Annotated in this window: 12 protein-coding genes; 6 read left to right on the top strand and 6 right to left on the bottom strand. The window is 71.2% G+C overall.

Annotation, left to right across the window (positions count from 1 at the left end):
- On the bottom strand, window positions 1–302 hold a 302-nt coding region (locus QH283_RS13465), incomplete at its 3' end, for a hypothetical protein (RefSeq protein ID WP_280503338.1).
- Window positions 303–639: 337 nt separating this feature from the next.
- Here QH283_RS13465 and purL point away from each other — a divergent pair.
- The 4 genes from purL to QH283_RS13445 all read left to right on the top strand — a co-directional run bounded on the left by purL (window position 640) and on the right by QH283_RS13445 (window position 5,997).
- Window positions 640–2,931 carry a phosphoribosylformylglycinamidine synthase subunit PurL gene (purL, locus tag QH283_RS13460; protein ID WP_280503337.1) on the top strand — a complete coding sequence of 764 codons (2,292 nt, stop codon included), beginning with the start codon at window positions 640–642 and terminating at the stop codon, window positions 2,929–2,931.
- Window positions 2,932–3,043: 112 nt separating this feature from the next.
- Window positions 3,044–4,780: an alpha/beta hydrolase gene (locus tag QH283_RS13455; protein WP_280503336.1), complete on the top strand. Its 1,737-nt coding sequence runs from the start codon at window positions 3,044–3,046 to the stop codon at window positions 4,778–4,780.
- Entirely contained in the window at window positions 4,777–5,430 is a 654-nt protein-coding gene (locus QH283_RS13450; RefSeq protein ID WP_280503335.1) for a CPBP family intramembrane glutamic endopeptidase, read from the top strand. The genes QH283_RS13455 and QH283_RS13450 overlap by 4 nt, the downstream gene beginning before the upstream one ends.
- A 192-nt stretch (window positions 5,431–5,622) precedes the next feature.
- Window positions 5,623–5,997, top strand: a complete 375-nt coding sequence (locus tag QH283_RS13445; RefSeq protein WP_280503340.1) for a sterol carrier family protein — start codon at window positions 5,623–5,625, stop codon at window positions 5,995–5,997.
- A gap of 69 nt (window positions 5,998–6,066) precedes the next feature.
- Here QH283_RS13445 and QH283_RS13440 read toward each other — a convergent pair whose 3' ends face one another.
- Complete coding sequence (locus QH283_RS13440) at window positions 6,067–7,410, bottom strand: ABC transporter permease (RefSeq protein ID WP_324247181.1); 1,344 nt, start codon at window positions 7,408–7,410, stop codon at window positions 6,067–6,069.
- A gap of 144 nt (window positions 7,411–7,554) precedes the next feature.
- On the opposite strand from QH283_RS13440, the gene purF reads away from it, so the two are divergent.
- Both purF and purM read left to right on the top strand, forming a co-directional pair.
- The gene (gene purF, locus QH283_RS13435) at window positions 7,555–9,186 is read left to right on the top strand and encodes an amidophosphoribosyltransferase (protein WP_280503334.1); all 1,632 of its coding nucleotides are present in this window, start codon (window positions 7,555–7,557) and stop codon (window positions 9,184–9,186) included.
- Between the two features lie 145 nt (window positions 9,187–9,331).
- Window positions 9,332–10,408: a phosphoribosylformylglycinamidine cyclo-ligase gene (purM, locus tag QH283_RS13430; RefSeq protein WP_280503333.1), complete on the top strand. Its 1,077-nt coding sequence runs from the start codon at window positions 9,332–9,334 to the stop codon at window positions 10,406–10,408.
- 344 nt (window positions 10,409–10,752) lie between these two features.
- Here purM and QH283_RS13425 read toward each other — a convergent pair whose 3' ends face one another.
- From QH283_RS13425 to QH283_RS13410, 4 genes are all read right to left on the bottom strand, one after another.
- On the bottom strand, window positions 10,753–10,959 hold the full coding sequence (locus QH283_RS13425; RefSeq protein ID WP_040794344.1) for a DUF3073 domain-containing protein: 207 nt from the start codon (window positions 10,957–10,959) through the stop codon (window positions 10,753–10,755).
- Window positions 10,960–11,135: 176 nt separating this feature from the next.
- Window positions 11,136–12,083 (bottom strand): asparaginase, encoded by a 948-nt coding sequence (locus QH283_RS13420; RefSeq protein WP_280503332.1) that lies wholly within the window; start codon window positions 12,081–12,083, stop codon window positions 11,136–11,138.
- Entirely contained in the window at window positions 12,080–12,877 is a 798-nt protein-coding gene (locus QH283_RS13415) for an MOSC domain-containing protein (RefSeq protein WP_280503331.1), read from the bottom strand. Before QH283_RS13415 ends, QH283_RS13420 begins: the two co-directional genes overlap by 4 nt.
- Before the next feature lie 126 nt (window positions 12,878–13,003).
- Complete coding sequence (locus tag QH283_RS13410; RefSeq protein ID WP_280503330.1) at window positions 13,004–14,113, bottom strand: YgfZ/GcvT domain-containing protein; 1,110 nt, start codon at window positions 14,111–14,113, stop codon at window positions 13,004–13,006.

The following is a 14,113-nucleotide window of genomic DNA, read 5'->3' as shown; positions in this document are numbered from 1 at the left end:
TACCACCAGTGCGCCAGCAGCGAGACCACCGCCGAGACCGCGAACAGCGCCAGGGCGATGCCGAGCAGCTTCACCGGTGCGTACTTCGCCGATGCGTATCCGGTCGGCGGCGGTTGGTGCGGCGAGGGCCGCTGCGGGGAGGGGGACTGCGGGGAGGGGGACTGTGGGGAGGGGGACTGCGGGGAGGGGGACTCGGCCGGGGAGTCCGGCGATCGCGGGTCGGAGGGGTCACCGGGGAGAGACGGGGTGCCCATGTCGGCAGGCTTCGCGGCCTGCTCGGCCACCCCCGATCGTTCGTTCACCCGCCCAGAGTACCGGGCGCCTCCCGGTTCCCGGCCGGTGCTCGGACTGCGGGCAACCTCGCGGCCTGGGCCGTCGGCGAGCCCGTGACAAGCGCAGCCGTTCGTGGCCGCGGGTGCGGCGACGGTCGGTGGCAACGTCGCAGCGACTGTTCGCGCGGCGAAACCGGTTCCGCGCGCTCGCCGTCCGGTATGCCCGGGTGGGCGCGCGCGAGCAAGGTCGAGGCCCTCACCTGCGGGGCCGTCGCGGGTGACCCGTAGACTGAGGCCGCCTCCCCGTCATGTCGGCGGGCCGAGCTCGTCGCTTCACAATGCCCGGCCGAAAGGACCCTGGTACTCCGTGACTCCGCAGGTCGACACCGTCAGCGCAGCCGCAGCAACTCCCGATCTCACCCAGCCCTACAAAGAACTGGGTCTCAAGGACGACGAGTACGCGCGCATCAAGGAGATCCTCGGCCGCAGGCCCACCGACGCCGAGCTGGCGATGTACTCGGTGATGTGGAGCGAGCACTGCTCCTACAAGTCCTCCAAGGTGCACCTGCGCTACTTCGGTCAGACCACCACCGAGGAGATGCGCGCCTCGATGCTCGCCGGCATCGGCGAGAACGCGGGCGTGGTCGACGTCGGCGACGGCTGGGCGGTGACGTTCAAGGTCGAGAGCCACAACCACCCCTCCTACGTGGAGCCCTACCAGGGTGCGGCCACCGGCGTGGGCGGCATCGTGCGCGACATCATGGCCATGGGCGCGCGCCCGATCGCGGTGATGGACCAGCTGCGCTTCGGCGCGGCCGATCACCCCGACACCCGGCGCGTGGTCGACGGCGTGGTGCGCGGCGTCGGCGGCTACGGCAACTCCCTCGGTCTGCCGAATGTCGGCGGCGAGACCGTCTTCGACGCCTCCTACCAGGGCAATCCGCTGGTCAACGCGCTGTGCGCGGGCGTGATGCGGGTCGAGGACCTGCACCTGGCCTTCGCCTCCGGCGCCGGCAACAAGATCATCCTGTTCGGCGCGCGCACCGGCCTCGACGGCATCGGCGGCGTGTCCGTGCTGGCCTCGGACACCTTCTCCGGTGACGAGTCCGGCGCGGGCCGCAAGAAGCTGCCGAGCGTGCAGGTCGGCGACCCGTTCACCGAGAAGGTGCTCATCGAGTGCTGTCTCGAGCTGTACGCGGCCGACCTCGTGGTCGGCATCCAGGACCTCGGTGGCGCCGGCCTGTCCTGCGCCACCTCCGAGCTGGCCGCCGCCGGTGACGGTGGCATGCGCATCGAGCTGGACAAGGTGCCGCTGCGCGCCACCGGCATGACCCCGGCCGAGGTGCTCTCCAGCGAGTCCCAGGAGCGCATGTGCGCGGTGGTGACCCCGGAGAACGTGGACGCCTTCATGGCGGTCTGCGCCAAGTGGGACGTGCTGGCCACCGTCATCGGCGAGGTCACCGACGGCGATCGTCTCGTGGTCACCTGGAACGGCGAGACCGTGGTGGACGTGCCGCCGCGCACCGTCGCCCACGAGGGCCCGGTGTACGAGCGCCCGGTGCGCCGCCCCGACTACCAGGACGCGCTGATCGCCGACACCCCGGATCAGCTGCCCCGGCCGAAGACGCCGGAAGAGCTGCGCCGGACGCTGCTGACCATGATCGCCAGCCCGCAGCTGTGCAGCCGCAAGTGGATCACCGAGCAGTACGACCGCTACGTGCGCGGCAACACCGTGCTCGCCGAACAGGCCGACGCGGGCGTCATCCGCATCGACGAGGAGACCGGCCGCGGTATCGCGCTGGCCACCGACGCGTCGGGCCGGTACACCAAGCTCGACCCCTACACCGGCGCGCAGCTGGCGCTGGCCGAGGCCTACCGCAATGTCGCCACCACCGGCGCCACCCCGAAGGCCGTCACCAACTGCCTGAACTTCGGCTCGCCGGAGGACCCGGGCGTGATGTGGCAGTTCCAGCAGGCCGTGCGCGGCCTGGCCGACGGCTGCGTGGCCCTCGGCATCCCGGTGACCGGCGGCAACGTCAGCTTCTACAACCAGACCGGCCAGGACGCGATCCTGCCGACCCCGGTCGTGGGCGTGCTCGGCGTGATCGACGACGTGCACCGGCGCATCCCCACCGGCCTCGGCCTCGAGCCCGGCGAGACGCTGATCCTGCTCGGCGAGACCCGCGACGAGTTCGGCGGCTCCATCTGGGCGCAGGTGGCCCACGACCACCTCGGCGGCGTCCCGCCGAAGGTCGACTTCGACCGCGAGAAGCTGATCGCGGAGGTGCTGGTGGCCGGTTCGCGTGACGGCATGATCTCGGCCGCGCACGACCTGTCCGAGGGCGGCCTCGCCCAGGCCGTCGTCGAGGCCGCGCTGGCGGGCGAGACCGGCTGCCGCATCCTGCTGCCCGAGGACGCCGATCCGTTCGTGACGCTGTTCTCGGAGTCGGCCGGTCGCGTCCTGGTCGCGGTGCCGCGCTCGGAGGAGACCCGTTTCACCAGGATGCTCGACGCCAGGCAGCTGCCGTGGGTGCGCATCGGCGTGGTCGACCAGGGCAGCGACGAGATCGAGGTGCAGGGCCAGTTCTCCGTCCCGATGAGCGAGTTGCGCGAGGCCTTCGAGGGCACCCTGCCCGCCCTGTTCGGCCACGTGGTCTGACCGGCAGCACTTACAGCGAACATCTGGCAAACGGTCGCGGCCGCCGGGTCATCCGGGGTCGCGGCCGGGCGGCGCCGGGCGTCGTCGGCACCCGAACACGCATACTGTTCGGGTGCTCGAGAAAGCGGACACCCTGACGAGGCTGCGCACGCGCGTCCTGGTCCTGGTGCGCCGGGCCGAGGTCGTCATCGACCTGAACTACGTCGGGCTCGTCGTCGCCACCCTGTTCTTCGCCCTGTCGGTGACCCCATCGCTGGTTCCGCGCGACTGGTTGTTCCAGGGGCTGATCAGCGGTATCAACGCCGCCCTCGGGTACGGCCTCGGGTGTTTGCTGGAGTGGGGCTTCCGCAGGCTGGTCCGGCCGCGGCTGACCAGGATTCCGCCCGCGCCCACCTGGGTGATCTACGCCGTGAAGACCGCGGTTCTGGTGACCGCCGGTCTCACCGCCGCCCTCATGCTGGTGCAGTCGGCGCGCTGGCAGCGCGAGATCACCGCGCTGATGGGCATGGAGGGCACCACCACCCCGGCCTATCTGCGCACCGGCCTGCTGAGCGTGGCCGTCGGCGTGATCGTGGTCGCCGTCTACCGCACGCTGCGCGAGATCGTGCTGTTCCTGGCCAGGGAACTCAACCGCCGGGTCAAGGTCCCGCGCGAGCTCGCTCCCGCCGTCGGCCTGCTGGTGCTGGTGGTGGTGGCGACCACGATCTTCAACGGTGTCGCCACCCGCGCCTTCTTCGCCGTCGCCAACTCGGCGTTCAGCGTCCGCAACGACCACACCTCGCCCAACGCCGTGCAGCCGCTGCTGCCGGAGCGCTCGGGCAGCCCCGAGTCGTTCGCGCCCTGGGACACCCTCGGTTTCGAGGGGCGTTGGTTCGTCTCCCAGGGACCGACGGCCAGCCGGATCGCGGCGGTCACCGGCCGTCCCGCGCTGGAGCCGATCCGCGCCTATGTGGGTCTGGAATCCGCGGTCGAGGGGGAGACCCAGGCCGAACTGGCGGTGCGCGAACTCGAGCGCGCGGGAGCCTTCGACCGGAAGGTGCTGGTCGTGGTCACCACCACCGGCACCGGCTGGGTGAACTCCATGGCGGCGGGCGCGATCGAGTACATGTTCGGCGGCGACAGCGCGGTGCTCGCCAGCCAGTACTCCTACCTGCCCAGCGTGCTGTCGTTCCTGGCCGACAAGAGCAAGGCGGCCTCGGCCGGGCGGCAGATCTTCGACGCGGTCTACCAGCGCTGGCTGGAGAAACCCGCCGAGAGCAGGCCGAAGCTCTACGTCTACGGCGAGAGCCTCGGCTCGCAGGGCTCGGAGGCGGCCTTCACCGGGCTGGCCGACCTGCGTGGCAAGGTCGACGGCGCGCTGTGGGTGGGCCCGCCGAACTCCAACCGGCTGTGGAAGCAGTTCGTCGAGCGCCGCGACCCCGGCTCGCCGGAAGTGCTGCCGGTCTACGCCGACGGTCTGGTGGTCCGCTTCGCCGCCGACGCCTCCGACCTGGCCGAGCCGGGCCCGGAGTGGCAGGCCCCGCGCATCGCCTACCTGCAGCACGCCTCCGACCCGATCGTCTGGTGGTCGCCCGATCTGATCTTCTCCCAGCCGGACTGGCTGTCCGAGCCGCGCGGCGCGGACGTGTCCTCGCAGATGCGCTGGGCGCCGTTCGTCACCTTCTGGCAGGTCACCGCCGACCTCACCAACGCCCAGGGCGTCAGCGACGGTCACGGCCACCGCTACGGCAGCCTGGTCATCGACGCCTGGGCCGCCATCGCCCAACCGGAGGGCTGGACGCCGGAACTGGCCGAACGGGTGCGCTTCCAGCTGGAGTCGGCCGAGGATTTCGAGCGGGCCACCAAGTGAGCCGGACCGCCCGCGCGACGGCCGCCGCCCTCGCGTCGCTGGCCCCACCGCTGTGGAACAACCGGATCGCCCCCGCGCTCGGCCTCGGGCCGCGCGGCCGCACCCTGGCCCACCTCGGCTTCGCCGCCGCCTACGCCCTGGCCACCCGCGCCAGGCCGAACTGGCGCTCCGCCAGGGGAATCGGAGCCGGGCTCGCCGCAGGCGCGGTGGTCGTCGCTGGCGCGGGCGCCGCCATGGCCGTGCGCCCGGTCCGCACGGCGGTGCTCAGCGGCCCGGCCAGGCTGCCCGAAGTCGCGCCCGCCGAGTGGATCGGGGTGCACATCCCGTTCGGCACCGTCCTGCCCGAGGAACTGATCTTCCGCGGCGGCCTCGACCCGCTGCTCACCGCGATCGCGGGTCCGCGCACGAGCCTGGCTCTCGGCGCCGCCGCCTTCGGCCTCTGGCATGTGCACCCGGCCCGCGCCGCCGGCGATCCCGTGCTGCCGACGGTCGTCGCCACCGCGACGGCGGGCGCGCTGTTCACCCTGCTCGGCCGCCGCGCGGGCAGCGCCACCGCCCCCGCCCTGCTGCACCTGGCGATCAATGCCACCGGCGCCGTCGTCGCCACCCTCGCCGGGCGGCCGCAGAGCGGCTCCGAAGCGCCGGAATGATCGCCTCCGGCGGCGCGCCGGGTGACGACGGGACCCGCACCTCACCGTCGCCACCGCCCGTCCGCCGCGGGACGGTTCGCGTGCCCGGTCACCGTACGGCAGACCGGGTGCGCGGGCGTGCGGCGATTCGGTGGCCGGTAGCCTCGGCGCGTGGCACGGCGCAGAGTTGATCCGGGGGAGTTGCGGGCCGCGATGGCGGCGGTGAGCGCGTGGTTGCGGGGGGAACAGGACGGTCGCGAACAGGGCGGCGAACAGGCGGCGGAGCCGTCGCGGCAGCAGATCGCGGCAGCGGTGCGGGCGACCGCGCGGACGCTGGCCGAGGCCGCGCCGGGGCATTCGGTGGAGGTGCGGGTCCCGCCGTTCGTCGCGGTGCAGTGTGTGGAGGGGCCGCGGCACACGCGCGGGACGCCGCCGAACGTGGTGGAGACCGATCCGCGCACCTGGCTGCTGTTGGTCACCGGGCTGCTCGATTTCCAGGCGGCGGTGGCCGCCGGGGTGGTGACCGCCGCCGGGAGCCGCGCGGGGGAGATCGCGCACTGGCTGCCGATCACCCGGTTGCCGGAGTGAGTCCGCGGTCCGTCCACCTCACTCCGGCACCGACCTCACTCCGGCACCGACCCCACTCCGGCCTTCGACTCAGGCTTCCGACGGCTCGGCCGGACTGCGGTGCAGCCCCTTGTAGTCGTAGAACTTGGTGACCACCAGCCCGAAGATCATGCCGGCGAGCAGGCCGAAGATCGTCATCCACAGGCCGCGGCCGAGCCCGGCGGCGAAGTCGGCGTTGAAGTACAGGATCGAACGCACCGCCAGGTACACCTGATGCATGGGCTCGAAGGTGGCCAGCCAGGCGAAGTAGGTGGGCGTGGCCTCGATGGGCACGGTGCCGCCGGAGGAGGGCAGGCCGAGCACGACGAACAGGATGAGATTCACCAGCAGGCCCGCCTGCCCGAACGCCGCGAGCACCGACAGGCCGGTCACGCCGACCGCGGTGATCGCCAGCACGCTGTAGAGATACAGCGCCAGCGGCCGCTCCAGCGGCATGTCCAGCGCGTGCGCCACCAGCTGGAAGATCCCGGCGATCACGACCGCCGCCAGGAACATCACACTCCACTTCAACAGCAGAGTGCGCAGCCGCGAGATCGGCGTCGGCGGGAAGTGCAGGAACCACGGGCCGTACTCGGTGGGCATGAAACCGAGCGCCGCGTCGGCCATGGTGTGGATGGTCATGGCGCCGATGACGCCGACCAGCAGCAGCAACAGTGCGAAGAAGAAGGCGGTCAGACCCTGGCCGGTGCCGTTGGGCAGCGGGCGGAACTCCTCGGCGACCAGCCGCAGCGGGGACTCCAGCGACAGCCGGGCCGCGCCGCTGATCTCGGTGGGCTCACCGCCTTCCGGCGGGGCGAGCTGGGCTTCCACCTGTTCGGTGAGCTGCGCGCCGACCTGCGCGTTGACCTGCGGCAACATCCGGTCGGCGATCCGGGTGACGATGGCGGTCGCGAACGGACCGACCCTCGGATTGGTCTGCACGGTGATGATCGGCTGCTCGATGTCGCCGGGCACCACACTGCCGACGCCGAGGATGCCGAGGCGCTTGCTGAAGTCGCCGGGGATGATGATGGCGCCGTAGACCTCGCCGTTGCGCAGCTGTCGCTGGGCCTCGTTGATGCCGAGCACCCGCAGGTCGATCTCGTCGGCGGGGACCTCGGCGACGATGCCGTCGGCGACCTGTGTGCCGAAATTCACCTGACGCGGTTCCTCGGGCGTGCCGATCGTGTCGCCGACGTCCATGTTGACCAGCGCGATGGGGAACCCGTGCAGGTTCTCCTCCGGGTCGGCCACGTATGCCAGGTACAGATAGCTCAACAGGCTCGCGACCAGGGTGATCACGACCAGCGGAAACAGCACGGCACGCAGCAGCGTGCGCGGATTCGCCCGCCCGGCCGCCCGGGTCGGCCCCTTGATCTCGCTCTCGCTCGTCACCGTCGAAAGGTACCGCCGTGGCGGCGATCGACACCTGTTCCGACACGTGTGATTGCTCTCGGTACGCCGAAGCCGTGATCGCACGACCAGCTGACACCCGTAGAATGGCGAGAGCCCCCAGCCCGCCCGAACAGGGAGCGTACGGTGACCAACGCCGATTCGACGGCCGACAACCTCGCCAACTCCGCTCAGGCCGCTCCGGCCGGTCCCGATCAGGTCGACAACGATCAGACCGAGAACGACCAGACCGAGAACGAGCCCCGCGAGGAGTGTGGTGTCTTCGGCGTCTGGGCTCCGGGGGAGGACGTGGCCAAGCTCACGTACTACGGCCTCTACGCGCTCCAGCACCGCGGCCAGGAGGCGGCGGGCATCGCGGTCTCCGATGGTCAGCAGATCCTGGTGTTCAAGGATCTCGGCCTGGTCAGCCAGGTCTTCGACGAGCAGACCCTCGCCGCCATGCCGGGCCACATCGCCGTCGGCCACTGTCGTTACTCCACCACCGGTGGCGTCACCTGGGAAAACGCTCAGCCGATCTTCCGCACCACCGCCGTCGGCTCCGGCGTCGCCCTCGGCCACAACGGCAATCTCGTCAACACCGCCGAACTGGCGGGCCGCGCCCGTGAGCTCGGTCTGATCGGCACCCCGATCGCCGAGGGCCGCCCGCAGCCGGTCGGCGCCACCTCCGATTCCGATGTGATGACCGCGCTGCTGGCCCATGCCGCCGCGGACAAGAGCATCGAACAGGCCGCGCTCGAACTCTTGCCGCAGCTGCGCGGCGCGTTCTGCCTGACCTTCATGGACGAGCACACCCTCTATGCCGCCCGCGATCCGCACGGCGTGCGCCCGCTGTGTCTCGGCAGGCTGGAACGCGGCTGGGTGGTGGCCAGCGAGACCTCCGCCCTCGACATCGTCGGCGCCTCCTTCGTGCGCGAGATCGAGCCGGGCGAGCTGCTCGCCATCGACGCCGAGGGCCTGCGCTCCACGCACTTCGCCCGCCCCGAGCCCAAGGGCTGCGTCTTCGAGTACGTCTATCTGGCCCGCCCCGACTCCACCATCGCAGGCCGCTCGGTGCACGCCACCCGCGTCGAGATCGGCCGCAGGCTGGCCAAGGAACATCCGATCGAGGCCGACCTGGTCATCCCGGTGCCCGAATCCGGCACGCCCGCCGCTGTCGGCTACGCACAGGGCTCCGGCGTGCCCTACGGCCAGGGCCTGATGAAGAACGCCTACGTGGGCCGCACCTTCATCCAGCCCAGCCAGACCATCCGCCAGCTCGGCATCCGGCTCAAGCTCAACCCGCTGCGGGAGGTGATCCGCGGCAAGCGCCTGGTCGTGGTCGACGATTCGATCGTGCGCGGCAACACCCAGCGCGCCCTGGTGCGGATGCTGCGCGAGGCGGGCGCGCTGGAGATCCACGTGCGCATCGCTTCCCCGCCGGTCAAGTGGCCCTGCTTCTACGGCATCGACTTCGCCTCGCGGGCCGAGCTGATCGCCAACGGCGTCGGCGCCGACGACGACTACGCGGAGATGGTCGAGGCGGTGCGCCGTTCCGTCGGCGCGGACTCCCTCGGCTACATCTCCATCGACGGCATGATCGCGGCCACCGAGCAGCCCCGCTCGCGGCTGTGCTCGGCCTGTTTCGACGGCGATTACCCGATTCCGCTCCCGACCGAAGCTTCCATCGGAAAGAATCTGTTGGAAGGCATGCTCACCGGGCAGCCGGAATCGGTTCTGCTCGGCGAGAACGCCAACGCGAGCGCACTGAGTCGACCCTGACGCCACACGCCCCGCGCTCGATCGCCGCCGGTGACACGGCGCGCGATCGGGTCACGTGCGGGCGACACCATGCATGCCCGAGATCCGGTTCGGGTAGCGTGATCAGGCATGTATCCGCCGATCCGGTTTGGAGCTTCCCCCGAAAATGACTGAACAGACCCCCACCGGCGGCGCCTCGTACGCCGCGGCAGGCGTGGACATCGAAGCCGGTGACCGCGCAGTCGAGTTGTTCGGGCCGCTGGCGAAGAAGGCCACCCGCCCCGAAGTCCAAGGTGGCCTCGGCGGCTTCGCCGGTCTGTTCGCGCTCAAGGGCGGCTACCGCGAGCCGCTGCTCGCCGCCTCCACCGACGGCGTGGGTACCAAGATCGCGGTCGCCCAGGCCATGGACAAGCACGACACCGTCGGCCTCGACCTGGTCGCCATGGTCGTCGACGATCTGGTCGTCTGCGGCGCGGAACCGCTGTTCCTGCAGGATTACATCGCCATCGGCAAGGTGGTCCCGGAGAAGGTCGCCGAACTGGTCTCCGGCATCGCCGAGGGCTGCGTGCAGGCGGGCTGCGCCCTGCTCGGCGGCGAGACCGCCGAACATCCCGGCCTGATGGATCCCGACGACTACGACCTGTCCGCCACCGGCGTCGGCGTGGTCGAGGCCGACGCGGTGCTCGGCCCCGACCGGGTGCGCCCCGGCGACGTGGTGCTGGCCATGGGCTCCTCCGGCCTGCACTCCAACGGCTACAGCCTGGCCCGCAAGGTGCTGCTGGACATCGACCGGATGTCGCTGACCGGCCATGTGGAGGAGTTCGGCCGCACCCTCGGCGAGGAACTGCTCGAGCCGACCCGCATCTACGCCAAGGACTGCCTGGCGCTGATCGCCGAGACCGACGTGCGCACCTTCGCCCACGTGACCGGCGGCGGCCTGGCGAACAACCTGGCCCGCGTGATCCCGGCGGGCCTGGTCGCCGAACTCGACCGTGGCACCTGGAATCCCGCGCCGGTGTTCAAGATGATCGCCCAGCGCGGCCGGGTCGAGCGCGCCGAGATGGAGAAGACCTTCAACATGGGCGTCGGCATGGTCGCCGTCGTCGCGCCCGAGGACGTGGATCGCGCGCTGGCGGTGCTCACCGCCCGCCACGTCGAGTGCTGGACGCTCGGCACGGTGAAGAAGGCCAAGGACACCGACGCCCCCCGGGCGCAACTGCTGGGCGAACACCCCCGATTCTGAGCCGTTTTCGCGGGGCCCGTTTTCCGCGGGTCCCGCCACGCGGGCGTGAAAAAGGCCGATCCTCCGTCGTGTGGAGATCGGCCCATTTTTCACGCCGCGGAGAAAATCCGGTTACGGTTTTCCGCGGCTGGTCGGTATCGATGTGGAATTACCGGGTGACCGTGTGCGGGGACGACGAAATCGTCGTCGGGGACCACCCGGTGAAATTCGTTGTCCGGCAACCCCGGAGGATCACCGGACGCCGAATTCATTGTGTCGGCAAGCCTGCTCGACTTCGGTCGCGTACCCGGCAACGTGCAAAAGGGAGGCCCCGTCGGCCTCCCCTGTTGACGTTGAAATCCGAGTCAGCGGCGCCAGTCGTCGTAGTCGTCCTCGTCCCAGCGGGACAAGGAGTCGTCCGAGTCGTGCTCATCGGACAACACGCCACCACTGTGCTTGGTGGGGTGTCCCGAGAGCTCGCGCTGAAGGCTCGCGAAGTCGGTTGGCGTCGAGCTGTACTTCAGCTCGCGTGCAACCTTGGTCTGCTTTGCCTTAGCCCGGCCACGGCCCATGGCTGACCCCCTCGCGTCACAGCGGGGCGGCCTGGGGTGTGTTGGCGGCCCCGTTCGAATTAATACTCTTCCTGACAGACACTTTAGCGTGTGTCGCGCGCTTGCGCTCCCATGAGTGACCGAAGTGCCCTCACCTGGGGGTACGCAGGGCCGTTTTCCGCTGGGGGCCGGGTCGCTCAGAGTATGCCGGGAATGGCCCGTATCACCCCCACGCGAGCGCCGCCGCCGAGCACCGGTTGGGCCGCCAGATCGTCGTGGACCGCTGTCCAGTCGATGCCCATGCGTTGCAGAATCGCCAGCGTCAGGGGCATGCGCGCGCGGTCGCCGCCGTCTTCGATCTTGTAGGCGAAAGCCGACCCGTCGGGCAGCGCGCCCGCGTGCACGCCGTCGGCGCCGATCTTGCACAGCAATCCCGGGGTCGCGGACATGATCTTCAGATCCGGGGCATTCGTGCCCGAAATCACTCGGGGGTTCGCCCGGATCGCGTCGGCCACCCGCCGTTCGGGGCTGCCGGATTCGGCCGTGGTGAACCGGGCGTAGGCGCGGGCGAGGTTGACCAGCGAGACCGGGATGATGGGCAGCCCGCACCCGTCGATGCCGAGGTCGGTCTCGGGTTCGCCGGTCATCTCCGTGACGGTGGCGGCGATCGCCTGTTGCAGCGGGTGGCCCTCGTCGAGATAGCCCTCGGTGGGCCAGCCGTTGACCGCGCAGGTGGCGAGCATGGCGGCGTGTTTGCCCGAGCAGTTCATGTAGATCGGGCGCGGTCCGGTGGCCAGCGCGTGCGCGCGTGCGTGCTCCTCGAACGGCAGGTCGGGCGGGCAGGACAGGTCGGCCTCGGTGAAGCCGAAGCGGGTCAGCAGACGTTCGACCAGCGCGATCTGGTCGGGTTCGCCGTAGTGCGAGGCGCTCGACAGCGCGAGTTCCGCCTCGTCGGCGGGCTCGAAACCGAGCCGGAGCAGGGCCAGCGCCTGCATCGGCTTGTTGGTCGAGCGCGGGAAGATCGGCAGGTGCGTCTCGCCGAGGGAGACCACCGGCTCGCCGTCCGGGCCGAGGACGACGACCGACCCCCGGTGCACGCACTCGCGCAAGCCCGAGCGCACCACCTCGACCAGTTCCACGCTCACGAGGCCACCTCGTCGGTCAGGTCGTCGGCGGTGTCCGCGCCGGCCGGGTGGGTGGCGTTCTCGCCTGCTGCCCCGACGGGGAACATCGTGGTGGGTGAGGGCACGCCGTGCCGCCTGGCGTGCCGGTCGATCTGCATGCGGATGTCAGCGGAGACGGTCGGCTCCTCGGCGAGCAGCAGGGCGAGGCGCTCCATGTCCGCGCCGGTGAAGACCTCCCGCACGGTGACGCCGTGGGCCGGGGTGTGCACCACCTCGACGCGGTCGCCCGCCCCGATGCTGCCCGCGCGCAGCACCCGCAGGTAGGCGCCGGTGTGCGCGCGGTCGGTGAACCGCTTGACCCACTGCTTCTCGCCCGAGACGTGGCCGAAGGTGGCGCACGGGACGCGGGGCGCGCTCACCTCGAGCAGGGTGTCGCCGATCGCCCAGCGGGCGCCGAGCACCGCGTCGGAGACGGCCATGCCCTCGATCCGCAGATTCTCGCCGAACCAGCCCGCGGGCAGCTCGCGGCCGAGTTCCGCCGCCCACAGCCCGGCGTCGGACTCGGCGTAGGCGTACACCGCCTGGTGCACACCGCCGTGATCCCTGGTGTTGCAGACGTGGTCGCCTGCCAGGCCGAGCGGGCCGACCTCGACCCGGCCGGAGACCGGGCGTTTGTCGATCGCGGTGCGGCCAACCCGGCCCGGCACGGTCAGTTCCTCGTGCACAACGCAGACGGCCAGCACCCTTGGTGTGCCGGTGGTCTGCCCGGCGGCGGACGCCGCGTCGCCCTCGGCGGTGTCATCGACGATTCGCATCGGTTCCCCTCCCCGATTCGGCCGGTACGGACCGGCGGCCCGGACCGGCGGACGTGTGCTCGGCGGCCACGCGAGCGAGGGACGGCAGACGGCCGCCCCGGCGCGCCGCGCGCCGTGCGCTGCCGGTCACCGGCCCCGCAGCCGCTCGACGGCGAGCCTGCCCGCCTGCGGACCGCCCTCCCCGGGAACCGAGTCGGGGTCGACGGCCGCGGCGCAGGAGCCGACGGTGAGCGCGGTGTCGGGCGGCACGGCCCGCTTGATCAGCGCCAGCGCGATCGGGCCGTACTCGTAGTGGTCGACGACGGTGCCGATCCTGCCCACCGCGCGCCCGCCCGCGGTCACCTCGTCGCCGGGCTCGGGCCTGGTGTCGCTGGAGCCGTCGAGGTGCAGCAACAGCAGCTGCCGTGGCGGCTTGCCGAGATTGTGCACCCGCGCGACCGTCTCCTGACCGCGATAGCAGCCCTTGTCCAGGTGCACGGCGCCGTGCTCGGCGATCCCGCCGATCCAGCGCACCTCGTGTGGGATGGTCCGCTCATCGGTGTCCACGCCGATCCTGGGCCGCAGCGCGGCCACCCGCAGCGCCTCGTAGGCCCACATGCCCGCGGGCTCGGCACCTGCCTCGGTGAGCGTGGTCCACCAGTGGGTGAGCCGCTCGCGGGGAACGATCAGGTCGTAGGAGTCGTCGGTGGGCCAGGGCATGCGGCGCAGGAAGCCGCCGCCGGGCAGCGGGGCCACCCCGTACACCCCGGGCAGCTCCTCGACGCCGAGCGCCGCGCGCAGGCTGTCGATACGGGGGCCCAGCAGGCTCAGCACGGCGTGATCGGTGGCCGCGGCGGGCTGGGCGTCGGCCCAGAAGACCATCTTGGTCAGGAAGTCCAGCAGGGCCGGGCCGCGCTCGCCCTCGGTGTCGATCCACAGGGTGCCGTCCAGGTCGCTGAGCACGAAGTGGTGCTGGACGCGGCCGTTGAGGTCGAGGTCGAGATTCTCCGCGGACTGCCGGTCGCCGAGGGCGGTCAGATGCTGGCTGGAGATGGTGTGCAGCCAGCTCAGGCGTTCGCCGCCGGTGATGGTCAGCACGAACCGGTGCGAGCGGTCGACGATGGCGACCCGCTGCGCGGCGGCCCGTTGTTCGCCGAAGGGATCGCCGTGATGCCAGGCCACCGCGGCGTCCGGCGAACCGGGCCGACCCGCGACAGCGCCCGCGACGGAGAGCAATGGACTGGGTGCATCGTGCAC

Origin of the sequence: Nocardia farcinica (assembly GCF_029867845.1) — a bacterium.
GTDB classification, from domain to species: domain Bacteria; phylum Actinomycetota; class Actinomycetes; order Mycobacteriales; family Mycobacteriaceae; genus Nocardia; species Nocardia farcinica_A.
Note: the sequence above shows the minus strand (reverse complement) of the source record. Positions and strands in the feature narration are given on the sequence as shown.